Origin of the sequence: Novosphingobium beihaiense (assembly GCF_022832375.1) — a bacterium.
In the GTDB taxonomy this organism is placed as follows: Bacteria; Pseudomonadota; Alphaproteobacteria; order Sphingomonadales; family Sphingomonadaceae; genus Novosphingobium; species Novosphingobium beihaiensis.
The window spans coordinates 101,293-121,884 of record NZ_JALHLG010000014.1; the positions used below are offsets into that span (position 1 = coordinate 101,293).

Below are 20,592 nucleotides of genomic sequence, written 5' to 3' on the forward strand. Positions count from 1 at the left end.
GCCGAATGTGGCATTGCCGCCCGCCGCTCGCAAGGGCCGGTTCACCGAAAATGGCGGCGGAAATCCACAGTCTTAGGAGGTGATTAACCTTGAGAGGACACAGGGTCTGCTAAAGGTCCTGCATCGATGTCACGGATCTCGGTTCCGGGAGATGCTTTTCCGGGGCTCCATGAGTTGCAATGTCCGAAGTATGACGGGAAACGGGGGCGTTTTGTTCAAGGCGCTGGACGATAATTGCGAACATAGCGGCAAAGGCGCGGGTCACGCCGCAGCGCTGTCGCATGCGCAGGTCGTTGCCGGACATGCTGCGGCCGCCGCGGACTCGTTCCAGCCCGCCAACGATGCCGCGGATGCCTCTCCGGACCGGAATTCGAAAGCCGGAGGACGTCTGGCCGCCGGTTTCCGCCGGTTCGAGGCATGGTGTGCCCATGTTGATCTTGCCCCGGATCTCGGCAGTGACATCGGCAGCCGCAAATGGCTGCGCGGACTGGCCACGCTGCTGGGGCTGAGCGCGGCAGCAATTGCCATGTGGCCCGACTTTTCCGCGGTCGAGGCAGCCACGGCGATGCCTGTCCACAGCCGCGAGCGCGACGAATTCCGCAGCCAATCGATCGCGCCGCTGGCGCTTGGCGCCGATAGCGGCCGCCACATGGGGGCCAGCCCGCTGGTCCGTCCGCTTGCCAAAGTGCCCGAACGCCCGAGCATTCAGCTGGTCTCGACACTGGGGCAGGGGGACAGCTTCGCCCGCATGCTCCGGCGCGCAGGCGTGGGCGGCGAAGACATTTCGCGCATTTCCGAACTCGTGGACAATGCCGTTCCCGTCAGCGATCTCGCCTCGGGCACGCAGTTCGATATTACGCTGGGCAGGCGCCCTGTGCCGAATGCGCCCCGGGCGCTCGATTCGCTCGATTTCCGGGCACGTTTCGATCTCGATCTGTCGGTCGAGCGCGGCGCTGGCGGCGGGCTGGCGCTGGTGCGCCATCCGATCGCGGTCGATGCGACGCCGCTGCGTATTCGCGGAACCGTGGGCTCCAGCCTCTACCGGTCCGCGCGCAATGCCGGAGCGCCTGTTGCCGCGATCCAGTCCTATCTGCGGGCTGTGGACAAGTACATCAATCTCGAAGACGGCATCAGTGCTTCGGACGAATATGACATGATCGTGGCCTACAAGCGCTCGGCCAAGGGCGAGCACGAAGTGGGCGATCTGCTCTATGCCGGGATCGAGCGCGGCGGCAAACCCCGCCTGCAGCTTCTGCGCTGGGGCAAGGACGGGCAGATGTTCGCCGCCTCTTCCCTCGGTAAGCCCCGCAGCGTGCCGATCGGCCAGCCAGTGGCGGGCCACATCACCTCGCGGTACGGCAAGCGCCGCCATCCCATTCTGGGTTATGTGCGCATGCACGCGGGGATCGATTTCGGAGCGGCTTACGGATCGCCGATCTATGCCGTGGCGGACGGGACCGTCACCTATGCCGGGCGGCACGGCGGCCATGGCAATTATGTGCGCCTGCGCCATGCCGGAGGGCTCGGCACGGGCTATGCCCATATGAGCCGCATCGCCGTGGCCAATGGCGCCCATGTCCGGGCCGGGCAAGTGATTGGCTATGTCGGTTCGACCGGCCTTTCCACCGGTCCGCACCTGCATTTCGAAGCCTACCGCAATGGCCACACCATCAATCCGGCCGGGCTCAGCATCATGGCCAAGCCGCAGATTACCGGCAAGGAACGCGATGCCTTCAAGGCCGAACTGCGCTCGCTGCTGACGGTGGAGCCGGGCGCAGCGCTGGCGCCGATGGCGCAGCCCGAAAGCGAGCCTGCCGAAGCCGGGCGCGAGATCGACCGGCTGGAGCCGAAGCAGATCGGCTGAGAGTCCGTTTCGAAGGACCGGCGCAACCCGGCTGGCGTTACTTGCAATTGAACCGGCGGGATTTTTCCGGCAATCCCCGGCCATGACCGGAACCTTTCCCCACACCCGCCTGCGCCGCGCGCGCGCCACGGCCTGGAGCCGTGCCATGCACCGCGAAACGATCCTCACCCCGGCCGATCTGATCTGGCCGCTCTTCATTACCGAAGGGGAAGGGATTGAGGAGCCCATCGATTCGCTGCCGGGCGTGTCGCGCTGGTCGGTCGATCTGATGGTCGAGCGGGCGCGGGAAGCCGCGGACCTTGGGATTCCCTGCCTGGCGCTGTTTCCCAATACCGAGCGCGAACGCCGCAGCGACGATGGCAAGGAAGCGCTCAATCCCGATAACCTGATGTGCCGTGCGCTGCGTGCGATCCGCGATGCGCTGGGCGATTCCATCGGCCTGCTCACCGATGTCGCGCTTGATCCCTATACCAGCCACGGGCAGGACGGGCTGCTGGGCGAAGACGGCTACGTTCTCAATGACGAGACGGTGGAAGTGCTGGTTGGCCAGTCGCTCAACCAGGCGGCGGCGGGGGCGGATATCATCGCCCCGTCGGACATGATGGACGGCCGCATCGGCGCGATCCGCGACGCGCTGGAGGACGAAGGGCACACCAATGTCCAGATCATGAGCTACGCGGCGAAGTATGCCTCTGCCTTCTACGGCCCGTTCCGCGACGCCGTGGGTTCGCGCGGGCTGCTGAAGAGCGACAAGAAGACCTACCAGATGGACCCGGCCAATACCGAGGAAGCGCTGCGCGAGGTCGAGATGGATCTGGACGAAGGCGCGGACAGCGTGATGGTGAAGCCGGGCCTGCCCTATCTCGATATCGTGCGCCGGGTGAAGGAGACCTTCGAGGTTCCGGTCTTCGCCTATCAGGTCTCCGGCGAATACGCGATGATCGAGGCGGCAGTGGCGGCCGGCACGGGGGACCGCGACGCGCTGGTGCTGGAAACGCTGCTGGCCTTCAAGCGCGCGGGCTGTTCGGGCGTGCTGACCTACCATGCCGCGCACGCCGCGCGGCTGCTTCATGGCTGATCCGGCTGAGCCATTCCGCCTGGAAACAGACCGGCTGGTGCTGCGCGAATGGGCGCCGGGCGATATCGATCGCTTTGCGCAAGTGACGAATACGCCGTCCGTCATGCGCTGGCTGGGCGGTGTCATGGATGCGGACAAGGTCGGGGCGCTCGAAAGCCGGGTGATGGGATTCCAGGCCGGATATGGCCACACCTTCTGGATCGTTGAGCGGAAAGCCGATGGGGGCAATCTCGCGGGTGAGATGCTGGGGTTTTGCGGTCTCAAGAAGATCGACGCGCCCGATGCTTCTTTTCCCGGCGAATTCGAGATCGGCTGGCGCCTGCGCGAGGATGCCTGGGGGCAGGGCTATGCCAAGGAAGCGGCCTTGGCTTCTCTCGATGCCGGTTTCGGCCGCTTCGGCGCGCCGGTGATCTATGCCATCACGGTGATCGAAAACACCGCAAGCTGGGGCCTTATGCAGCGGCTGGGCATGACCCGGCGCGAGGATCTGGACTACGTGGACAGCCGCTTCGATCCGCCACTGTGCGATACCATTGTCTATGCGATGGGCTGCGACATTTGGCTGACCAAGTGTTCAGCAGATAGTGCCTGAGTTCGGCAAGGCTGTGTTTTGGCTGGGGCGACTTGCCTGAGGGCTGGTCTTTGGCGCATGGAGAGTGCAACCCGATCCGGAGACACGCATGACCGAACGCACCGATATCACGCGCCAGGATATCACTCTGGCCGCTATCAATGGCAAGGCCCCCAAGATCCATTCGAGCGCTTTCATCGCGCCGGGCTGCCGGATTATCGGCAATGTCGAGATCGGGCCCGATGCCAGCGTATGGTACAACTGCGTGATCCGCGCGGACGTTCACCGCGTGGTGATCGGCGCGCGCACCAATATCCAGGATGGCACCGTCGTCCATTGCGACAGTCCCAAGCCGGGCAATCCCGATGGGTTCCCGACGATCATTGGCGACGATGTGCTGATCGGGCACATGGCGATGGTGCATGGCTGCACGCTGGAGAACCGGGCTTTCGTCGGGCTCGGGGCGATCGTCATGGATGGCAGCCATATTGAAAGCGACGGGATGCTGGCGGCAGGTGCGATGCTCACCGGCAAGCGGATCGGCGCGCGGCAGCTTTGGATGGGCCGTCCGGCCAAGTATCTGCGCGATCTCGACGAGGCAGCCGTTGCGGGTAATCAGGCGGGCGTGAAGGGCTATGTGATCAACGGCCGCATGCACGCCGAGGCGCTGGGCCTCAAAGACTGATGGCGAGACCCAAGGCCGATCTTCCCGCCAGCGAGGCGGTGCAGGCGCTGATCGATGGCGAGGGCCGGCTGGCGGTGCGTGTCACCCCCGGCGCGCGGGTCGAGGCGCTGGAAATCGCCGAAGGCAAACTTCTCGCCAAAGTCCGGGCCAAGCCGCAGGACGGCAAGGCCAACGATGCCGTGCGGGGCATGCTGGCGGCAGCCCTCGGGCTGGCGCCATCCCGGCTGGAGCTGTTGCGCGGCGCAACTTCGCGCGAGAAGCAGTTCAAGGTTGCAGGTTAGCGCGGGCGATCCGGTATCCGGCGAAAGTCAGCATGGCCGAGAAGCCCGCGCCGATGCACAGGCTTAGCGGTCCGAGCGACAGAAAAGACGCCGCACCCGTCGCTGCTCCGGCTGCCAGCGAGAACCACAGGACGATGAACGGCCATGCCGGGTCCTGCCGCTGCCGGGTGATCATGCCCCCCAGCCCCTGGCCGATACGTACCAGAGCGCCGGTGAGGTATGTCAGCGCCACGGGTGTCTCGCCCTTGCGCAGCGTGTTGTTGAGCGCGCCCATCGCCAGCACCAGACAGGCCATCATGGCCGCGACGTACTGCATCAGGGCACAGATCGCTCCCAGCACCAGCAGTGAGGTAACCAGCGTCAGCACGGCCGGTTTGCGCCAGGCGCCTGCCCGGTGGGCAACGACATTGCCCAGGGCCACGCCCAGCACGAAGCCGGAAATCAGCAGGGCGGGAATGATCGCTGTGTTTCCCTCGGTCACCAGATCGGTGCCAAACCGCGTGGTGTTCCCGGACATGAACGAGACGAAATACCGGTCAGCCGAAAGATATCCGACGGCGTCGATATATCCTGCGAGGGCCGAAAGCGCGGCGGCGAGAAATTTGCGGGGCCGGTCGAGACTGTGCACCGCGTTGCTTTAGAGCACTTTTCGATTCTCTGGGAACAGGTTTTCGGTCTCTGGCTAAGTTTTAGCGCCCCATTCCGCGCGCCATGTCGCCCAGAACCTCGCCCATGGCCTTGGCCATGTCGGCCGGTTCGGGCGCGACATCGGCAATCGCGCGCTGCATGGCTTCGGCCCATTGCCCGGCGGTTTCCCGGCTCATCGTAAAGGGCTTGTGAATGCTCATCATGCAGCGGCCCGGATTGGCTTCGAACCAGTCGCGCGGGCCGCCGGCCCAGCCTGCCAGGAATTTCGGCAGCGATTCCCGCATCGGCGCGAGATCGGGCGCGTGCATGGCGCGCAGCTCGGTGTAGGCCGGGTCCTGTTCCATCAGATCGTAGAAGCGGTTGCAGATCGCTTCAAACACCGGCGCGCCGCCAAGCCGGTAGAACGGGGCGTTGGGATTAGCGCCGGGATTGGCTGCTGCAGGCTTGGTTTCGGTTTCGACAGTCACGGCAGGCTCTCTCCGGAAACAGGGGGCGTATGTTGAAGCTGTAGCCGGAACGTTTCACGTGGAACCTTGATCGCGGTCAATCACCAGACCGGGGGCCTTTCGTTGGAGTGCAGGGACCGGGGTTTCCGCGCATACAAAAAAGGGGGCGGTACCCACGCAAGGTACCGCCCCCTTTTGCTGAAACCTGCCGACTCAGTCGTCGGTGTTTTCTTCCGGCTGGGCCCCGTTCTTCCGGGCCGCAGGCTTCTTTGCCGGGGCCTTGCGCTTCTTGGCCTTGCTGACCTTCGGCGCCGAGGGCGTCAGTTCGAAGCTCAGCGCGTCTTCCTTCACGGAAACGTGAACTTCGCCGCCGTGGGCCAGCTTGCCGAACAGCAGTTCCTCGGCCAGCGGCTGTTTGACGCGTTCCTGGATGACGCGGGCCATCGGACGGGCGCCATAGAGACGGTCGTAACCGCGATGGCCCAGCCAGTCGCGTGCGTCGGAATCGAACTGGATGTGGACGTTCTGGTCGGCCAGCTGCAGTTCGAGCTGGAGGATGAACTTGTCCACCACCCGGCTGATCGTTTCCTTGCCGAGGTAGCTGAACGGCACGATCGCATCGAGGCGGTTGCGGAACTCGGGAGTGAAGAGCTGCTTCACCGCTTCGTCGCCCGCGTCGGCCTTGGACACGTCGCCAAAGCCGATGCCGGTCTTGGCCATGTCCGATGCGCCCGCATTGGTGGTCATGATGAGGACCACGTTGCGGAAATCGACCGTTTTGCCGTGGTGATCGGTCAGCTTGCCGTTGTCCATCACCTGCAGCAGGATGTTGAACAGGTCCGGGTGAGCCTTTTCGATTTCGTCGAGCAGCAGCACGCAGTGCGGCTGCTGGTCGATGGCATCGGTGAGCAGACCGCCCTGGTCGAAGCCGACATAGCCCGGAGGCGCGCCGATCAGGCGGCTGACCGAGTGGCGCTCCATGTATTCGGACATATCGAAGCGCTGCATCGGAATGCCCATGATCGAGGCAAGCTGCTTGGCGACTTCGGTCTTGCCGACACCGGTCGGGCCGGAGAACAGGAACGAGCCGATCGGCTTGTCCGGATCGCGAAGCCCGGCGCGGCTCAGCTTCATGGCGGTCGAGAGTACCTCGATCGCATTGTCCTGGCCGAAGACCACGCGCTTCAGATCGCGTTCGAGGTTTTCAAGCGCCTTCTTGTCATCGGAGCTGACCGACTTGGGAGGAATGCGCGCCATCGTCGCGATCACGGTCTCGATTTCCTTGGCGGTGATCGTCTTCTTGCGGCGGCTGGGAGCCACCAGCATCTGCATTGCGCCCACTTCGTCGATCACGTCGATCGCCTTGTCCGGCAGCTTGCGGTCATTGATGTAGCGGGCCGACAGCTCAACCGCGGTCTTGATCGCATCGGGCGTGTACTTGACCTTGTGGTGCTCCTCGAAGACCGAACGCAGCCCGCGCAGGATCTTGATGGTATCTTCCACGGTGGGCTCGTTCACGTCGATCTTCTGGAACCGGCGCAGCAGGGCGCGGTCCTTTTCGAAGTGGTTGCGGAATTCCTTGTACGTGGTCGAACCGATGCAGCGGATCGTGCCGCCCGACAGCGCGGGCTTGAGCAGGTTGGAAGCATCCATGGCCCCGCCGCTGGTGGCCCCGGCGCCGATCACGGTGTGGATCTCGTCGATGAAGAGGATCGCGTGCGGCATCTTTTCCAGTTCGGAGACGACCTGCTTGAGCCGCTCCTCGAAATCGCCGCGATAGCGGGTGCCCGCCAGCAGGCTGCCCATGTCGAGCGAGTAGATCACCGCTTCGGAGAGCACTTCGGGCACTTCGCCTTCCACGATCTTGCGGGCGAGGCCTTCGGCGATGGCGGTCTTGCCGACGCCGGGATCGCCCACATAGAGCGGGTTGTTCTTGGAACGGCGGCACAGGATCTGGACCGTGCGGTCCACTTCGGGGCCGCGGCCGATCAGCGGATCGACTTTGCCCGACAGCGCCTTTTCATTGAGGTTGACGCAGAACTGATCGAGCGCGGAATCCTTCTTGCTGCCGGTGCTCTTGGCTTCGGCCTTGTCTTCCTGCGGCGCGGCGCCTTCGTCGCTGCCCTTGGGGTTGCGGTCCTCGATCCGCTTGCCGCCCTTGCCGATGCCGTGGCTGATGTAGCTGACCGCATCGAGGCGGCTCATGTCCTGCTGCTGCAGGAAATAGACCGCATAGGAATCACGCTCGGAGAACAGGGCGACCAGCACGTTGGCGCCCGTCACCGTGTCCTTGCCGGAAGACTGCACGTGCAGGATGGCGCGCTGGATCACGCGCTGGAATCCGGCGGTCGGGGCGGGATCGCCCTTTTCCTCGGTCTTGAGCGACTGGTATTCCTGATCGAGATACTGGCGCACCACGTCGCCCAGATCGCCCAGGTCCACGCCGCATGCCTGCATGACCTGCGCCGCGTCCGGATCGTCGATCAGCGCGAGCAGCAAGTGCTCTAGCGTCGCGTACTCGTGGCTCCGTTCAGACGCATGAGACAGAGCCGAGTGCAGGGTCTTTTCTAGGCTTTGGGCGAAACTGGGCATCTACGACACTTTCATTGAAAGGAAGGACTCTCCTTGCGGGAGTGTGGGCGAGGCGGGTTTAGAAACTATATAGGAACGTTCAGGACGCTTGCGAGGTGCCCGTGTGGCCAGCCCCAGGGGCTGCAAGGCGCACCTTGTTGAAATCACGTTGTCTTTGGCCTGAACAAAGCGTCCGCGGCGAGCATATGCGCGGCGGATTTCTGGCGATGGGCCTTGATGCGGGCGATTTCGTCTTCGAGAAGGCGGACGCGTGCATCGAGTTCGTCCAGCGAATAGCGCTCCAGGCTTTCGCTGGCGAGAAGGCTGGCGGCACCGAGGCTATCCTCGGGCGACCGCCGCCTCGGCCGGTCGTCATCGTCCATTGCGATGCAGCATCGGACTGATATTCTCTGCTGTCAATGGGCTGAAAAGAGTTCCCCTCAAGTGGTACAGTGTGGCAACAGGCACATCATGTTAACTAACTTAACTTCCACAATGACCGCCATCGGGTTCGATGAACCTGGCGCGTCAGATGTCTTGCACCCCGTTACTTTGCCGGTTCCCGCGCCGGGGCCGGGCGAAGTGCTGGTCAAGGTTGCCTTTGCCGGGGTTAACCGCCCGGACGTTCTGCAGCGCTTGGGGCAGTATCCGCCGCCGCCGGGCGCCTCTCCGATTCCCGGCCTGGAAATTTCCGGCACGGTTGCGGCGCTGGGCGACGGGGTCGCGGGGCTGGTGCCGGGCCAGGCGGTCTGCGCGCTGGTTTCGGGCGGGGGCTATGCGCAATATTGCCTGGCCAAGGCCGGGCATTGCCTGCCTGTGCCTGAAGGCCTGCCGCTCGCGGAAGCCGCCGCGCTGCCCGAGACTCTGTTCACCGTGTGGCACAACGTGTTTGAGCGCGGCTATGCGCGCGAAGGCGAAACAATCCTGGTCCACGGCGGCACCAGCGGCATCGGCACCATGGCGATCATGCTGGGCAGGCATTTCGGCCTGAAAGTGATCGTGACGTGCGGTTCGCCCGAAAAGTGCGCGCAGGCGCTGGAGATCGGCGCGGCCCACGCGATCGACTACAAGGCGGCCGACTTCGTCGAAGAAGTGGCGAAAATCACCGGCGGCAAGGGCGTGGACCTCGTGCTGGACATGGTCGCGGGCAGCTATGTCCCGCGCAACCTGAAATGCCTGGCGATGGACGGGCGCCATGTCACGATTGCCGTGCAGGGCGGCGCCAAGGCCGAGATCAATATGGCTGTCGTGATGACCCGCCGCTACACGCTCACCGGCTCGACGCTGCGGTCGCGGTCCGACGAGTTCAAGACGCTGCTGGTGCAGGAAATCGCGGCCAATGCCTGGCCGATCGTCGAAAGCGGCCATCTGCGCCCGGTCATGGATGCGCGTTTCCCTCTCGTAGAAGCGGCTGCGGCCCATGCGCGCATGGAAGCGGGCGATCACATCGGCAAGATCGTGCTGGAGGTTTGAGGGCGCTCTTGTAATTGTCGCGCCCATGAAAACTCTTACTCTTCATGAAGACCCGTGCAGCGGCAATTGCTACAAGATCCGCCTGACGGCGGCCCTGCTGGGCAAGCCGCTCACGCGCATTGCCTATGATATCCTGAAGGGGGAAACCCGCACACCGGCGTTCCTCCAAAACGTTAATGCCAATGGGCGTATCCCGGTGCTGCAGGCAGGAGACAGGTTCCTGCCCGAAAGCAATGCGGCCTGCTGGTATCTCGCCGAAGGTTCCGCGCTGATTCCGGGCGATGCGTTCGGCCGGGCGGACATGCTGCGCTGGATGTTCTTCGAGCAGTACAATCACGAGCCCAATGTCGCGACGCTGCGATTCTGGCTGTCGATCGTGGGAGAGGCCCATCTCACCGCGGCCCAGAAGGAGCAGATCGCAGGCAAGCGCGCAGGCGGGGAAGCGGCGCTGGCGCTGATGGAAGAGCATCTGGCCGGGCACGGCTGGTTCGTGGGGGGCAGCGTGACGCTCGCCGATATCGCGCTCTATGCCTATACCCATGTGTGTGAGGCGGGCGGTTTCCGGCTCGGGGACTATCCGGCGGTGTGCCGCTGGCTGGAGCGGGTCTCTGCCTTGCCGGGCTATGTGCCGATGGATTGATTGGGAGCCGATCGGGTCTTGAATCGGACGGCTATCGCGGCCGCGCTTGGAAATGCGCGGCTTTTGCTTGCCGAATCCGCAAACTTTGCCTACATGCAGACCGGTACGGCCGCTCCGCGAAGGGGCGGCCCTTATTGTTTCCGCCGGAGATAGAGAATGAGCCAGCCCACTCCGCTGATGCCGCACGCGACCGCCTCGTGGCTGGTCGACAATACCGCGCTGACCTTTGAGCAGATCGCCGAATTCTGCGGCCTGCACATGCTTGAGGTTCAGGCCATGGCCGACGATCTCGCGTCCAGCAAGTACACCGGGCGCGATCCCGTGCGCGCGGGCGAGCTGACCATGGAAGAGATCGAGAAGGGCCAGAAGGATCCTGAGTACAAGCTCAGGATGCACAAGGTTCCGGTCACGGTCAGCCGCACCAAGGGCCCGCGCTATACGCCGGTCTCGAAGCGTCAGGACAAGCCGGACGGCATTGCCTGGATTCTGCGCAATCACCCTGAAGTGTCGGACGCGCAGATCGGCAAGCTGATCGGCACCACCCGCAACACCATCGCCGCGATCCGCGACCGTTCGCACTGGAACATCGCCAACATCACGCCGAAGGACCCGGTCACGCTGGGCCTCTGCTCGCAGCGCGAGCTGGACGCCATCGTCGCCAAGGCCGCCAAGAAGGCTGGTATCGAGGACGAGGTTCCGGGCGATGAGCGTCTGGTCGATGACCGCGAAGCGCTGATCGAGGAACTGCGCGCCGAGCGTGAGGCCGCCGCCAAGGCCGCCAGCGAAGCCGCGCAGGAAGCCGAAGCCGCCGCCTGGCTCGAAGCCAAGCGCGCTGCCGAAGCCGCCGAGCAGAACGGCGAATAATAGAGCTTCCGTTTGACTGGTAGCAGCCCTGCCGGTCAAATCCGATAGGATACAGCTAACCCCGCCCCGGACCTTCCGGGAGCGGGGTTTTGCTTGGCGCAAAATGCAGGAAATCTGAATCTGGGCCCGCTCACCCTGAGCCTGTCGAAGGGTGTTGAACCCGGCGCCGCGCCTGCGTCCTTCGACAGGCTCAGGACGAGCGGAGGTGGTGCGGACTTCCGTTTAATTCTGCTTGAGTGCTGCCGCGCAGGCTGCGCGGTCCACGTCACGCCCGTCCGAGGCGCGGCGGGCATCGACATACGTGGCCAGCGGCTCGCGCGAGCGCGAGGTGGGATAGAGGTAGATGTCCAGCACGCAGGGCGTGCCGGTGAACTGCAGCTTGCGGGCATCGCCTTCCCAGACGTCGAGCCGGGGCTGGCCGAATTCGCGGACAAGCTGCTTCTGCGTTGCCCCGATCACGCCTTCCAGCCCGGGGATCGACTGGAACTGCGGATCGCGCGGCGCCGTGCGGCTGGGCTGGCGCACCGGAGGCACGGCGGACGTGCCCTTGGGCGGCCGGGGCGTGCTGGCAACGCCGCCTACGCCGCAGCCTGCCAGCAGCAGGGCCAGTGAACAGGCGGCCAGTGCCGCGTGAAAGCGTTTGGGGGCCCCGCCCCGATACCGTTCTTGCATAGTTGGACCATCGCATTGCGCGGCGCGGCCGGGCTGTCAACGGGCCGATTCCGGGCCAGCGCTTGCGGAGCGGCAGACCGCGCGCTACTCGCGGTCCATTGCTTTTTCGCGTTCGCGCCTCAGCTATTCAAGGATAGACCTGCTTCATGACCCAACCGAGCCTGGATGTCATCGCCATCGGCAACGCCATCATCGACGTCATCGCCAATTGCGAAGACAGCCTGATCGAGGAACTGGGTCTGGCCCGCGGCGGCATGATGCTCATCGACGATGAGCAGGCCAGCAGCCTTTATGAGGCCATGGGCCCCGCGCGCGAGATCTCGGGCGGTTCGGCTGCCAATACGCTGGCGGGCCTTGCCCAGCTCGGCGCCAAGTGCGGCTTCATCGGCCAGGTCGCGCAGGACCAGCTCGGCGACGTCTTCACACATGACATCCGCGCGGGCGGCATTCACTTCGACGTTCCCGCGCGTGAGGGCAATCCGCCGACGGCCCGCTGCCTGATCTTCGTCACGCCCGACGGCCAGCGCACGATGAACACGTTCCTCGGCGCGTCGCACTATCTGCCGGCCGAAGCGCTTGACGAAGCGCTGATCGCCGATGCGGCAGTGCTCTATCTCGAAGGTTATCTGTGGGATCCGGAAGAGCCGCGCGCCGCGATGCGTAAGGCCATCGCCGCTGCCCGCGCCGCCGGGCGCAAGGTGGCCTTCACCCCGTCCGAGACGTTCGTGATCGACCGCCATCGCGCCGATTTCCTCGACCTGATCGACGCCGGGCAGATCGACGTGCTGTTCTGCAACGAGCATGAAATGGCCGCGCTTACCGGAGAGGCGGATTTTGAGGCAGGCATTGCCGCGCTGGCGCCCAGGATTCCGGTGCTGGTCGTCACCCGCAGCGCCGATGGCGCGGTGGCTGTGGCCAATGGCGTGCGCTCGCAAGTCGCCGCCGAACCGATCGACAAGGTTGTCGACACCACCGGCGCGGGCGACCTGTTCGCTGCCGGGTTCCTGTTCGGCCATGTTCGCGGCAAGCCGGTGGAAGACTGCCTGCGCATGGGCGCGATTTGCGCCAGCGAGATCATCTCGCACTACGGCGCCCGTGCCGAGGCGAGCCTCAAGGACCTTGTCGGCACCCGCATGGGGTAAACCTGGAAGCTGAACCCGAAGGGGAAGCCTATTGATCTGTCCGGCGTTGATCGACTTCGAAGCGAGCTGCCTGCCCGAATACGGCCGGTCGTTTCCCATCGAAGTCGCCATCGCCCGGATGGACGGCAGGAACCATGCCTGGTTGATCAGGCCCGCCGCGGCCTGGCAGTACTGGGATTGGTCGCAAGAGGCCGAGAGTCTCCACGGGATCAGCCGTGAACTTGTCGAACGCGAAGGCCTGCCGCCCGCGCAGGTCGTGGCGGAAATGGCCGCGTTCGTGTGCGATTGCCGCGTCTATGCCGATGCCGATCTCGATCAGTACTGGCTCGAAGTACTGTGCCAGGCGGCAGGGGCGAAGCTGCCGTTTCCGGTGCGCTATCTGGGCGAACTGATGCAGAAGCGCGGCTACACCCGCCCGCAGGTCGTTGCCGCGCTGGAAGAGGCCAAACGGCGCCTGCCCAAGGAACACCTCGCGCGTGAGGATGCCAAGCGGCTCGCGCTGACGGTAAAGCTGCTGTTCGACGAGCCGCCGCAGGGGGTGAGCACCTGATGCTTGCCGCTTGCCGGTCAGCTATCCTGCTTGTCTTCGGTAGCGGCCTGCAGCGTGGCCAGGCATTGCGCCTTGCGCTGTTCACGGTCCCCGGCGATGTCCTGCGCGACCCGGCCGGGCAGAGCACAATCTTTCGTCGGGCGGACGGGGTGCTTGGCGTGGCAGCTTGATTCGGTGGTAAACCAGTCGTCCGCGCAGTCCTCGTAAGCAGCCACATCCGCATCGTGCAGGCTCTGGCAACTGCGCGTCCAGCGGTGCTTATAGGACAGGTCGGCGAAATTGACGCAGTCGTCGTAGGCGATTTGCGCGGCCTGCGCGCGCTTGGCGCGTTCGGCGAGGGCCTTGGTCTGCCGGTCCGAGGTTACTTTCCGGGCGGTCATGGCCATCGCCTGACGGCGGACATCCTGCGAAGGCAGATAGATGCCGTAATAGAACCCCGCACCGCTGCCCGCGAGCAGGGCGCCCGCGGCCAGTGACAGCTTCAGGATGGCATCGGCGTGCTTAAGCATGGTGCTTTTCGCGTGCTACTTCGCGCCAGCCGATGTCGCGGCGGCAGAAACCGCTGGCAAAATCGATCGCATCGACCGCCGCATAGGCTTTCGATTGGGCTTCAGTCACCGATGCGCCGCGCGCCGTCACATTGAGCACGCGCCCGCCACTGGCGGTAAGCTGGCCGTCCTTCAGCGCCGTTCCGGCATGGAAGACTTTGGCGCCATCGGCTTCGGCGGCCGCAATCCCGTTGATCGCGCCGCCCTTTTCCGGCGTGCCGGGATAGCCCTTGGCCGCCATGACCACGGTTAGCGCGGTATCGTCCGAAAAGCGCGGCGGCTCGATCGCGCCGAGGCGGTTCTCGGCGCAGGCGTGGAGCAGCTCGGCCAGATCCGATTCGAGCCGCAACAGCATGACCTGGCATTCCGGATCGCCGAAACGGCAGTTGTATTCGATGAGTTTGGGCCCTTCGCGCGTCAGCATCAGGCCCAGGAACAGCACGCCCGAATAGGGCATGCCTTCGTCCGCCAGAGTCCTCACGGTGGGGGCGATGATGCGGGTCATCGCCTCGCCTGCCAGCTCCGCCGTCAGCACCGGGGCGGGGCTGTAGGCGCCCATGCCGCCGGTGTTGGGGCCGGTGTCGCCGTCGCCCACGCGCTTGTGGTCCTGCGCCGAGGCGAAGGGGACGATGGTGGAGCCGTCGGTCAGCGCGAAGAAGCTCGCTTCCTCGCCTTCGAGGAATTCCTCGATCACCGCTTCCGCGCCCGCCTCGCCGAAGCGTCCGGCGAAAATGTCGCGCACGGCCTCTTCGGCTTCGGGCATGGTCATGGCGACGGTCACGCCCTTGCCGGCGGCAAGGCCATCGGCCTTGATCACCACCGGCGAGCCGAACTTCGCCAGCGCGGCCATGGCATCCGCTTCGTTCGAGACGCGCTCGTAACCGCCGGTGGGGATGTTCGCGCGGGCGCACAAGTCCTTGGTGAAGCCCTTGGAGCCTTCGAGCTGGGCTGCCGCCTTGCTGGGGCCGAACACGGCAAAGCCCTGATCGCGCAGGGAATCGGCAAGGCCGTCCACCAGCGGGGCTTCCGGACCGATGACGACAAGGCCGATCACCTTCTCTTCGCAAAAGGCGATCACGGAGCCATGATCGGTGGCATCGAGCGCCACGCAGGTGGCATGTTCGGCAATCCCCGGATTTCCGAGCGCGGCCCAGAGCGTTTCGCAGAGCGGGGATTGCGCCAGCTTCCAGGCCAGCGCATGTTCGCGGCCGCCGGAGCCCAGAAGAAGGATGTTCATTACCCGTGCCTTTCTACAATGACGAGTACGATGATGGTCGTTCGGGGGGGCTGGTAGCGAAGCAAGGCGCCGGGGACAACGCCGCCCCGCTTTCGGTGAGCGAGATATCCGCGCTGCTGAAGCGCACGGTGGAGGACCGCTTCGGCTTCGTGCGCCTGCGCGGCGAGCTTTCGGGGGTGAAGCGGGCGGCCTCGGGCCACCTCTATTGTGCGCTCAAGGACGACAAGGCGGTGATCGACGGGGTGATGTGGCGCGGCGGCGCGCAGCGTCTGGCCTTCCGCCCCGAAGATGGGATCGAGGTGATCGCCACCGGCAAGCTGACAACCTATCCGGGACGTTCGAAGTATCAGATCGTCATCGAATCGATGGAGATCGCGGGCGAAGGCGCGCTGCTGGCGCTGCTGGAAAAGCTGCGCGCGCGGCTGGCGGCCGAAGGCCTCTTCGCGCCCGAGCGCAAGCGGGCCCTGCCGTTCCTGCCGCGCGTGATCGGCGTCGTGACGTCACCCACCGGCGCGGTGATCCGCGATATCCTCCACCGTCTGGCGGACCGTTTTCCGAGCCGGGTGCTGGTCTGGCCGGTGCTGGTGCAGGGGGAAGGTGCAGCGCAACAGGTGGCCAATGCCGTGCGTGGTTTCTCGGCGATCGCGCCCGGCGGGCCGGTGCCACGCCCCGATGTGGTGATCGTCGCGCGCGGCGGCGGCTCGATCGAGGACTTGTGGAGCTTCAACGAGGAAGCGGTGGTGCGCGCCGTCGCCGAATCGGCGATTCCGGTGATCTCGGCCGTCGGGCACGAGACCGACACGACCTTGTGCGATCATGCGGCCGATCGCCGCGCGCCCACGCCTACGGCCGCCGCCGAAATCGCGGTGCCGGTGCGGGCTGAGCTGATGGCGCAGCTCGACGAACTGGCGCTGCGCAAGCGCCGCTGCGCGATGCGCCCGGTCGTGCTGGGCCGCGAACGGCTGGAGGCCCGCGTGCAGCGCCTGCCCAGGCCCGACGCGATCCTGGCGGCCAAGGCGCAGAAGCTGGACGAACTTGCCGACCGGTTGCGGCGCGGCCTGCAGGATCGGGAGCGCGCCAAGCGCGAGCGGCTCGGCCAGACCGCCGCCAAGCTCTCGCTGCCGCTGCTGCGCCAGCGCGTGGCGGCCAGCAATGAGCGGCTGGAGCGGGCAGGGATGACGCCGCGCCTGCTAAGCCGCCGCTGGACGCAGGCGCGCGATGCGCTGGCGCCGGTGGCACGCGTGTTGCCGCAGCTCGATCCGCGCCTGCCGCTCCAGCGCGGCTACGCGCTTGTCACCAGCGTGGACGGGCAGGCGCTCACCAGCCGCGAGCGCGCCGCGCAGGAGGCCGCGCTGGTGCTCGAATTCCGCGATGGCAAGCTGCCGGTCACGGCCGGTTCAGCCGCACCGGCGCAAAGTCCCGTTTCCCCTCCACCGGCGCCTCCCCGCAAAGCGGCGCGCCCGAAAGCCCCGGAGCCCCGGCAGGGCGATTTGTTCTGACCGGCAGGCTTTGTTAGGAAATGTCCATGCTTATGTCCTCCGCCGACCGCCCCGCAAAGCTCAGCTATGGCCCCAACGGGTTCCGCGTGATCAGCCCCGGCCACTACGTGACTTGTGCCGTAACCGGGGAGCAGGTTCCGCTCGAAGCCTTGCGGTACTGGAGCGCGGACCGGCAGGAGGCTTACGCCAGCGCGGAGATCGCCACCAAGCGCCTGCTTGAACAGGCATGAGGCGGCGTACCTTTGCCATCGCCTCGCTGCCCGCTCTTGCGATGGCAGCGATTGGCGGCGTGCTGGCCTTCACCGGCGGGTCTTTCCACGCGGGCAGCACCGCCGGTGCCGCCACGCCAGCCACCAAGGCGGCGCTCACCTATTCGGGTGAACTGACGCAGGGCGGCTGGATTCACGGCACGGTGCCTGCAGGCACCAAGGCGCTCACCCTGGATGGCCAGCCAGTGCCGGTTGCGTCCGATGGCGCCTGGTTCGCCGCGTTTGACCGCGATGCCGGGCCGAAGGCCGCGCTGGCCGTGACGGCGGCCAATGGCGGTGTCACGCGCCAGACGCTCACGATTGCCCCGCGCGCCTGGCACATCGAGCACATCAATATTCCCCGCAAGCCTGGTGGCCCCAGTGCGGCGTTCATGAAGCTGCGGCGCCCCGAACTTGCGCAAATCCATGCGGCACGGGCGATGCGGACCGGCGCGCAAGGCTGGCGCGAACATTTCATCTGGCCGGTGAAAGGCCGCATCTCCGGACGGTTCGGTTCGCAGCGCATCTATCGTGGAGAGCCGGGCAGCTATCATTCGGGAATCGACATCACTACCGGGCACAGCGGCACGCCCTTCGTCGCGCCTGCGGACGGGGTGGTGATTCTGGCGGCGAAGAAGCCCTTCACGCTGGAAGGCAACCTGCTGATGATCGACCACGGGATGGGGCTCAACAGTGCGTTCCTGCACTGCTCGCAGATCCTGGTGAAGGTCGGCGATCACGTGAAGCAGGGACAGGTCATTGGCAAGATCGGCATGACCGGCCGCGCCACCGGCCCGCATCTGCACTGGTCTATCAAGTGGGAGAATGCGCGGCTCGATCCGTTGCTGTTCACTGGCCCGATGAAGTGATGGCGCGCGGCGCTTGCAGCAGGACCGGAACGGTCTAGATAAGCGTTCGTGCGCCGCGCCATCATTATTTTCCTGCCGCTTGTGGCGATGCTGGCGCTGACATGGGGGCGTTCGCCGCTGCCTGCAGAGCATAACGGCCTTCGCATCCGCGTGACGCCGCTGGCGATGCCGCCGCAGCGTATTCTTGCGCGGTATCTGGGGCCATTCCGGTTCGAAGGCGGGTGGCAGCTCCAGTCCCGCAATTCGCAGTTCTACGGCTATTCGTCGATGGTTCCGCAACCGGACGGCCGTATCCTGGCCTTGAACGATGCGGGGGGATACCTTGCCTTTTCACCCCCGGGGCACGCGCCTTCTCCGCCGCGTGCCGGCGAGATCGTCTTCAACGAAGACAGAGGCGGGAAACTGTACCGGGACGTGGAGTCGGTTGCCTATGATCCCGCTACACGCCGTTACTGGCTGGGGCTCGAAGGGAATAACCAGATCGTCCGTCTGGATGCGCATTTGGCCGAGGAAAAGCGGGTGGCGCCCCGCACTATGCAGGAATGGGGCATCAACACCGGGGCGGAGGCCATGGCCCGGCTGCGTGACGGGCGTTTCGTCGTGATCCGGGAGACCACGCGTTCGCTGTTCGATTCGCGCCTGCATGAAGCGGTGCTGTTCGATGGCGATCCGGCCGAACATCCCGATGGCCACAGATTCCTGTTCGACGGGCCGGACAATTTTTCTGCTGTCGATATGGCCCTGCTGCCCGATGGCCGGGCGCTGATTCTCATGCGGCGGTTGCTCTGGCCTTTGCCGATGCGCTTTGCCGGACGAATCGTGATCGCCGATACCGCGCAGATCCGGCCTGGCAAGGTCTGGCACTCGGTGCCGCTGGCCTCGCTCGCGTCGGTGCTTCCCGTGGACAATTTCGAGGCGATAGGCGTCGTATCCCGGCCCGGCGGCAAGGTGACTGTCTGGCTGATGTCGGACGATAACAAAATGCGGCAATTGCAGCGCACGCTGCTCTGGAAACTCTCCGTGGATACGCGCCGTCTGCCTTGGCCGGGACATCAGAATCCCTGACAGCGTGCACGCGAAAAGGCGCGCGGAGAACCGCACGCCCTTCGTTGGCTTACCTGTCCGGCTCTCCTTGCGGAGAGCGGCGGAAAATCAGGCGGCCTGCTTCTTCTTGAGCTCGCGCTTCACCTTGAGGGCGCGCGGCGAAAGCTTCGTATCCGAAGCCTTGAGCAGCCAGTTGTCGAGGCCGCCGTTGTGCTCGACCGAGCGCAGGCCGTGGGTCGAAACGCGGAACTTGAAGCTGCGCTCCAGAGCTTCCGACATCAGCGTGACGTTCTGCAGGTTGGGCAGGAAGACGCGCTTGGTCTTGTTGTTGGCGTGGCTGACGTTGCAGCCAACCTGACGGCCCTTGCCGGTCAGTTCGCAGATGCGGGACATGTCTACTCTCGCTCGAAAAAAATCTGTTGCCGTTTGTACGGGAAGGCGCGCCCTTACCGATTCCCCCGCACAAGGTCAAGTTGCATGGCGGAATTCAGCGCGCTAGCGCGTTCCCATGACTCGCTGGCCGCTTCCCGAATACATGCAGATGGCACTCGCGCAAGCCCGTGAGGCCGCCGATTCGGGCGAAGTTCCCATCGGCGCGGTGGTGGTGAAGGACGGCCGTGTGATCGCCGCCGGGCGCAATGGCCCGCGCGAAAGCCACGATCCCACCAGCCACGCGGAGATCGAAGCGATTCGCGCTGCCGCGCGCGCGCTGGGCAACGAACGGCTGGAAGGCTGCGAGCTGTGGGTGACGCTGGAGCCCTGCGCGATGTGCGCGGGCGCCATTGCCCATGCGCGAATCGCCCGGCTCTACTACGGCGCTTCCGATCCCAAGGGCGGGGCGGTGGAGCACGGCGCGCGGGTGTTCGAGCACGAACAATGCCTGCACCGCCCCGAAGTCTATCCGGGCATCGGCGAGGCCGAATCGGCGGACTTGTTGCGGGGCTTCTTTCGCGAGCGGCGCTAAAGCCCCCGCCAGATCTTCAGGCTGGCCGAATCGGACGGGCCGAACTGCCGCTTGCTGCAACGCTTCGGCATGAAGTCCTTGCCATAGCAGAGCCGCACTTCGCGCAGCCAGCCGGTGCGGCTGAGGTTCACGCCGACGTATTCGGCTTTCCAGGCCGGATTGTGCGCGACGAACGCCTTGCGCAGATCGCCCACTGTCAGGCCCTTCTGGCGCGAGAGCCGGTCGGCATCGGGCCAGCGGACCGAGCGCCACAGAATCGCGCTGACCTTGAAATAGAGCTGCGGCGTCTTCGTCATGCACGAGCCGTGCTTGGCCCATTCGTGCACCAGCAGGCCGGGGGAGGGCGTCATGCACAAGTTGCGCCGCACAACTTCCGGCGAGGGCAGCGGCGTGCCCGCGCACCATTGCGGTGCCGGTCCGCTCTTCGCTTCGGGCCAGAGACCGTGGAGGATGAATCCGAAGCGCCCGTTGCGGTGCGAACACTGCATGGAACGCGTGTCGCCGCTCGTCTTGCAGTAGTCGGGCGACCAGCTTGCCGCGAGCGTATAGCCCGCCACCGGGAGCTTGCGCACGGGCCCGTCCGGCCTGACCGGGCGGATGGGGGCTAAGGTTCGCGGGAGAGCGCACTGATAGGCCTGCGCCATCGCGGGGGCAGGCAGAAGGCCGAGCAGGATGGCGGCCAGAACGAATAGGCGCAT

Annotated in this window: 24 protein-coding genes; 15 read left to right on the plus strand and 9 right to left on the minus strand. The window is 65.4% G+C overall.

The window, feature by feature from the left end; all coding sequences use genetic code 11:
* The first annotated feature begins 190 nt into the window (after window positions 1-190).
* From MTR66_RS12015 to MTR66_RS12035, 5 genes are all read left to right on the plus strand, one after another.
* Window positions 191-1,864 (plus strand): M23 family metallopeptidase, encoded by a 1,674-nt coding sequence (locus MTR66_RS12015; protein WP_243921297.1) that lies wholly within the window; start codon window positions 191-193, stop codon window positions 1,862-1,864.
* 82 nt (window positions 1,865-1,946) lie between these two features.
* Entirely contained in the window at window positions 1,947-2,942 is a 996-nt protein-coding gene (gene hemB, locus MTR66_RS12020) for a porphobilinogen synthase (protein WP_243921299.1), read from the plus strand.
* Complete coding sequence (locus MTR66_RS12025; RefSeq protein ID WP_243921300.1) at window positions 2,935-3,534, plus strand: GNAT family N-acetyltransferase; 600 nt, start codon at window positions 2,935-2,937, stop codon at window positions 3,532-3,534. The genes hemB and MTR66_RS12025 overlap by 8 nt, the downstream gene beginning before the upstream one ends.
* An 88-nt stretch (window positions 3,535-3,622) precedes the next feature.
* A complete protein-coding gene (locus MTR66_RS12030; RefSeq protein ID WP_243921303.1) occupies window positions 3,623-4,198 on the plus strand; it encodes a gamma carbonic anhydrase family protein in 576 nt (191 codons plus the stop codon).
* On the plus strand, window positions 4,198-4,479 hold the full coding sequence (locus tag MTR66_RS12035; RefSeq protein WP_243921305.1) for a DUF167 domain-containing protein: 282 nt from the start codon (window positions 4,198-4,200) through the stop codon (window positions 4,477-4,479). The genes MTR66_RS12030 and MTR66_RS12035 overlap by 1 nt, the downstream gene beginning before the upstream one ends.
* Here MTR66_RS12035 and MTR66_RS12040 read toward each other — a convergent pair.
* From MTR66_RS12040 to MTR66_RS12055, 4 genes are all read right to left on the minus strand, one after another.
* A complete protein-coding gene (locus MTR66_RS12040; RefSeq protein ID WP_243921308.1) occupies window positions 4,463-5,107 on the minus strand; it encodes a YoaK family protein in 645 nt (214 codons plus the stop codon). The genes MTR66_RS12035 and MTR66_RS12040 overlap by 17 nt on opposite strands.
* A gap of 61 nt (window positions 5,108-5,168) precedes the next feature.
* Window positions 5,169-5,594 (minus strand): group II truncated hemoglobin, encoded by a 426-nt coding sequence (locus MTR66_RS12045; protein ID WP_243921310.1) that lies wholly within the window; start codon window positions 5,592-5,594, stop codon window positions 5,169-5,171.
* Between the two features lie 192 nt (window positions 5,595-5,786).
* Window positions 5,787-8,165: an ATP-dependent Clp protease ATP-binding subunit ClpA gene (gene clpA / locus MTR66_RS12050; RefSeq protein ID WP_243921312.1), complete on the minus strand. Its 2,379-nt coding sequence runs from the start codon at window positions 8,163-8,165 to the stop codon at window positions 5,787-5,789.
* Window positions 8,166-8,308: 143 nt separating this feature from the next.
* Window positions 8,309-8,527, minus strand: coding sequence for a DUF1192 domain-containing protein (locus MTR66_RS12055; protein ID WP_243921314.1), 219 nt, complete (start codon window positions 8,525-8,527; stop codon window positions 8,309-8,311).
* 112 nt (window positions 8,528-8,639) lie between these two features.
* Here MTR66_RS12055 and MTR66_RS12060 point away from each other — a divergent pair, with 112 nt between their 5' ends.
* The 3 genes from MTR66_RS12060 (at window position 8,640) to MTR66_RS12070 (ending at window position 11,121) form a co-directional block, all read left to right on the plus strand.
* Window positions 8,640-9,617, plus strand: coding sequence for an NAD(P)H-quinone oxidoreductase (locus MTR66_RS12060; protein WP_243921316.1), 978 nt, complete (start codon window positions 8,640-8,642; stop codon window positions 9,615-9,617).
* 25 nt (window positions 9,618-9,642) lie between these two features.
* Entirely contained in the window at window positions 9,643-10,257 is a 615-nt protein-coding gene (locus MTR66_RS12065; RefSeq protein ID WP_243921318.1) for a glutathione S-transferase family protein, read from the plus strand.
* Between the two features lie 156 nt (window positions 10,258-10,413).
* The gene (locus MTR66_RS12070) at window positions 10,414-11,121 is read left to right on the plus strand and encodes a DUF1013 domain-containing protein (protein WP_243921320.1); all 708 of its coding nucleotides are present in this window, start codon (window positions 10,414-10,416) and stop codon (window positions 11,119-11,121) included.
* A 222-nt stretch (window positions 11,122-11,343) separates the two neighbouring features.
* Here the strand turns inward: MTR66_RS12070 and MTR66_RS12075 are convergent, their stop codons facing one another.
* On the minus strand, window positions 11,344-11,793 hold the full coding sequence (locus MTR66_RS12075; protein WP_243921322.1) for a hypothetical protein: 450 nt from the start codon (window positions 11,791-11,793) through the stop codon (window positions 11,344-11,346).
* A gap of 146 nt (window positions 11,794-11,939) precedes the next feature.
* On the opposite strand from MTR66_RS12075, the gene MTR66_RS12080 reads away from it, so the two are divergent.
* Both MTR66_RS12080 and MTR66_RS12085 read left to right on the plus strand, forming a co-directional pair.
* Window positions 11,940-12,935 carry an adenosine kinase gene (locus MTR66_RS12080; RefSeq protein ID WP_243921324.1) on the plus strand — a complete coding sequence of 332 codons (996 nt, stop codon included), beginning with the start codon at window positions 11,940-11,942 and terminating at the stop codon, window positions 12,933-12,935.
* Between the two features lie 46 nt (window positions 12,936-12,981).
* Window positions 12,982-13,485, plus strand: a complete 504-nt coding sequence (locus MTR66_RS12085; protein ID WP_407673045.1) for a 3'-5' exonuclease family protein — start codon at window positions 12,982-12,984, stop codon at window positions 13,483-13,485.
* Between the two features lie 17 nt (window positions 13,486-13,502).
* On the opposite strand, the gene MTR66_RS12090 is transcribed toward MTR66_RS12085, so the two are convergent.
* A complete protein-coding gene (locus MTR66_RS12090) occupies window positions 13,503-13,994 on the minus strand; it encodes a hypothetical protein (RefSeq protein WP_243921329.1) in 492 nt (163 codons plus the stop codon).
* The gene (gene purD, locus MTR66_RS12095) at window positions 13,987-15,270 is read right to left on the minus strand and encodes a phosphoribosylamine--glycine ligase (protein ID WP_243921331.1); all 1,284 of its coding nucleotides are present in this window, start codon (window positions 15,268-15,270) and stop codon (window positions 13,987-13,989) included. Before purD ends, MTR66_RS12090 begins: the two co-directional genes overlap by 8 nt.
* A gap of 5 nt (window positions 15,271-15,275) precedes the next feature.
* Between purD and xseA the strand changes: the two genes are divergently transcribed.
* Genes xseA through MTR66_RS12115 form a run of 4 tightly spaced genes read left to right on the plus strand, consistent with a single transcriptional unit; the run spans window position 15,276 to window position 18,951 of the window.
* A complete protein-coding gene (xseA, locus tag MTR66_RS12100) occupies window positions 15,276-16,769 on the plus strand; it encodes an exodeoxyribonuclease VII large subunit (protein ID WP_243921333.1) in 1,494 nt (497 codons plus the stop codon).
* 26 nt (window positions 16,770-16,795) lie between these two features.
* On the plus strand, window positions 16,796-16,999 hold the full coding sequence (locus MTR66_RS12105) for a DUF2093 domain-containing protein (RefSeq protein WP_243921336.1): 204 nt from the start codon (window positions 16,796-16,798) through the stop codon (window positions 16,997-16,999).
* On the plus strand, window positions 16,996-17,886 hold the full coding sequence (locus MTR66_RS12110) for a M23 family metallopeptidase (RefSeq protein ID WP_243921339.1): 891 nt from the start codon (window positions 16,996-16,998) through the stop codon (window positions 17,884-17,886). The genes MTR66_RS12105 and MTR66_RS12110 overlap by 4 nt, the downstream gene beginning before the upstream one ends.
* A 48-nt stretch (window positions 17,887-17,934) precedes the next feature.
* Window positions 17,935-18,951 carry an esterase-like activity of phytase family protein gene (locus MTR66_RS12115; protein WP_243921341.1) on the plus strand — a complete coding sequence of 339 codons (1,017 nt, stop codon included), beginning with the start codon at window positions 17,935-17,937 and terminating at the stop codon, window positions 18,949-18,951.
* 87 nt (window positions 18,952-19,038) lie between these two features.
* Here the strand turns inward: MTR66_RS12115 and rpmB are convergent, their stop codons facing one another.
* Complete coding sequence (gene rpmB / locus MTR66_RS12120) at window positions 19,039-19,323, minus strand: 50S ribosomal protein L28 (protein ID WP_243921344.1); 285 nt, start codon at window positions 19,321-19,323, stop codon at window positions 19,039-19,041.
* A 115-nt stretch (window positions 19,324-19,438) separates the two neighbouring features.
* On the opposite strand from rpmB, the gene MTR66_RS12125 reads away from it, so the two are divergent.
* Window positions 19,439-19,894 (plus strand): nucleoside deaminase, encoded by a 456-nt coding sequence (locus MTR66_RS12125; protein ID WP_243921346.1) that lies wholly within the window; start codon window positions 19,439-19,441, stop codon window positions 19,892-19,894.
* Here MTR66_RS12125 and MTR66_RS12130 read toward each other — a convergent pair.
* Window positions 19,891-20,592, minus strand: a complete 702-nt coding sequence (locus tag MTR66_RS12130; protein ID WP_243921348.1) for a ribonuclease T2 family protein — start codon at window positions 20,590-20,592, stop codon at window positions 19,891-19,893. The two genes, MTR66_RS12125 and MTR66_RS12130, sit on opposite strands and share 4 nt — an antisense overlap.

What these genes read in the sequence shown, in the direction of transcription:
- MTR66_RS12015 (WP_243921297.1), top strand. Translation starts at nt 191, where the DNA reads ATGACGGGAAACGGGGGCGTTTTGTTCAAGGCGCTGGACGATAATTGC.
- hemB (WP_243921299.1), top strand. Translation starts at nt 1,947, where the DNA reads ATGACCGGAACCTTTCCCCACACCCGCCTGCGCCGCGCGCGCGCCACG.
- MTR66_RS12025 (WP_243921300.1), top strand. Translation starts at nt 2,935, where the DNA reads ATGGCTGATCCGGCTGAGCCATTCCGCCTGGAAACAGACCGGCTGGTG.
- MTR66_RS12030 (WP_243921303.1), top strand. Translation starts at nt 3,623, where the DNA reads ATGACCGAACGCACCGATATCACGCGCCAGGATATCACTCTGGCCGCT.
- MTR66_RS12035 (WP_243921305.1), top strand. Translation starts at nt 4,198, where the DNA reads ATGGCGAGACCCAAGGCCGATCTTCCCGCCAGCGAGGCGGTGCAGGCG.
- clpA (WP_243921312.1), bottom strand. Translation starts at nt 8,165, where the DNA reads ATGCCCAGTTTCGCCCAAAGCCTAGAAAAGACCCTGCACTCGGCTCTG.
- MTR66_RS12055 (WP_243921314.1), bottom strand. Translation starts at nt 8,527, where the DNA reads ATGGACGATGACGACCGGCCGAGGCGGCGGTCGCCCGAGGATAGCCTC.
- MTR66_RS12060 (WP_243921316.1), top strand. Translation starts at nt 8,640, where the DNA reads ATGACCGCCATCGGGTTCGATGAACCTGGCGCGTCAGATGTCTTGCAC.
- MTR66_RS12065 (WP_243921318.1), top strand. Translation starts at nt 9,643, where the DNA reads ATGAAAACTCTTACTCTTCATGAAGACCCGTGCAGCGGCAATTGCTAC.
- MTR66_RS12070 (WP_243921320.1), top strand. Translation starts at nt 10,414, where the DNA reads ATGAGCCAGCCCACTCCGCTGATGCCGCACGCGACCGCCTCGTGGCTG.
- MTR66_RS12075 (WP_243921322.1), bottom strand. Translation starts at nt 11,793, where the DNA reads ATGCAAGAACGGTATCGGGGCGGGGCCCCCAAACGCTTTCACGCGGCA.
- MTR66_RS12080 (WP_243921324.1), top strand. Translation starts at nt 11,940, where the DNA reads ATGACCCAACCGAGCCTGGATGTCATCGCCATCGGCAACGCCATCATC.
- MTR66_RS12090 (WP_243921329.1), bottom strand. Translation starts at nt 13,994, where the DNA reads ATGCTTAAGCACGCCGATGCCATCCTGAAGCTGTCACTGGCCGCGGGC.
- purD (WP_243921331.1), bottom strand. Translation starts at nt 15,270, where the DNA reads ATGAACATCCTTCTTCTGGGCTCCGGCGGCCGCGAACATGCGCTGGCC.
- MTR66_RS12105 (WP_243921336.1), top strand. Translation starts at nt 16,796, where the DNA reads ATGCTTATGTCCTCCGCCGACCGCCCCGCAAAGCTCAGCTATGGCCCC.
- MTR66_RS12110 (WP_243921339.1), top strand. Translation starts at nt 16,996, where the DNA reads ATGAGGCGGCGTACCTTTGCCATCGCCTCGCTGCCCGCTCTTGCGATG.
- rpmB (WP_243921344.1), bottom strand. Translation starts at nt 19,323, where the DNA reads ATGTCCCGCATCTGCGAACTGACCGGCAAGGGCCGTCAGGTTGGCTGC.
- MTR66_RS12125 (WP_243921346.1), top strand. Translation starts at nt 19,439, where the DNA reads ATGACTCGCTGGCCGCTTCCCGAATACATGCAGATGGCACTCGCGCAA.
- MTR66_RS12130 (WP_243921348.1), bottom strand. Translation starts at nt 20,592, where the DNA reads ATGCGCCTATTCGTTCTGGCCGCCATCCTGCTCGGCCTTCTGCCTGCC.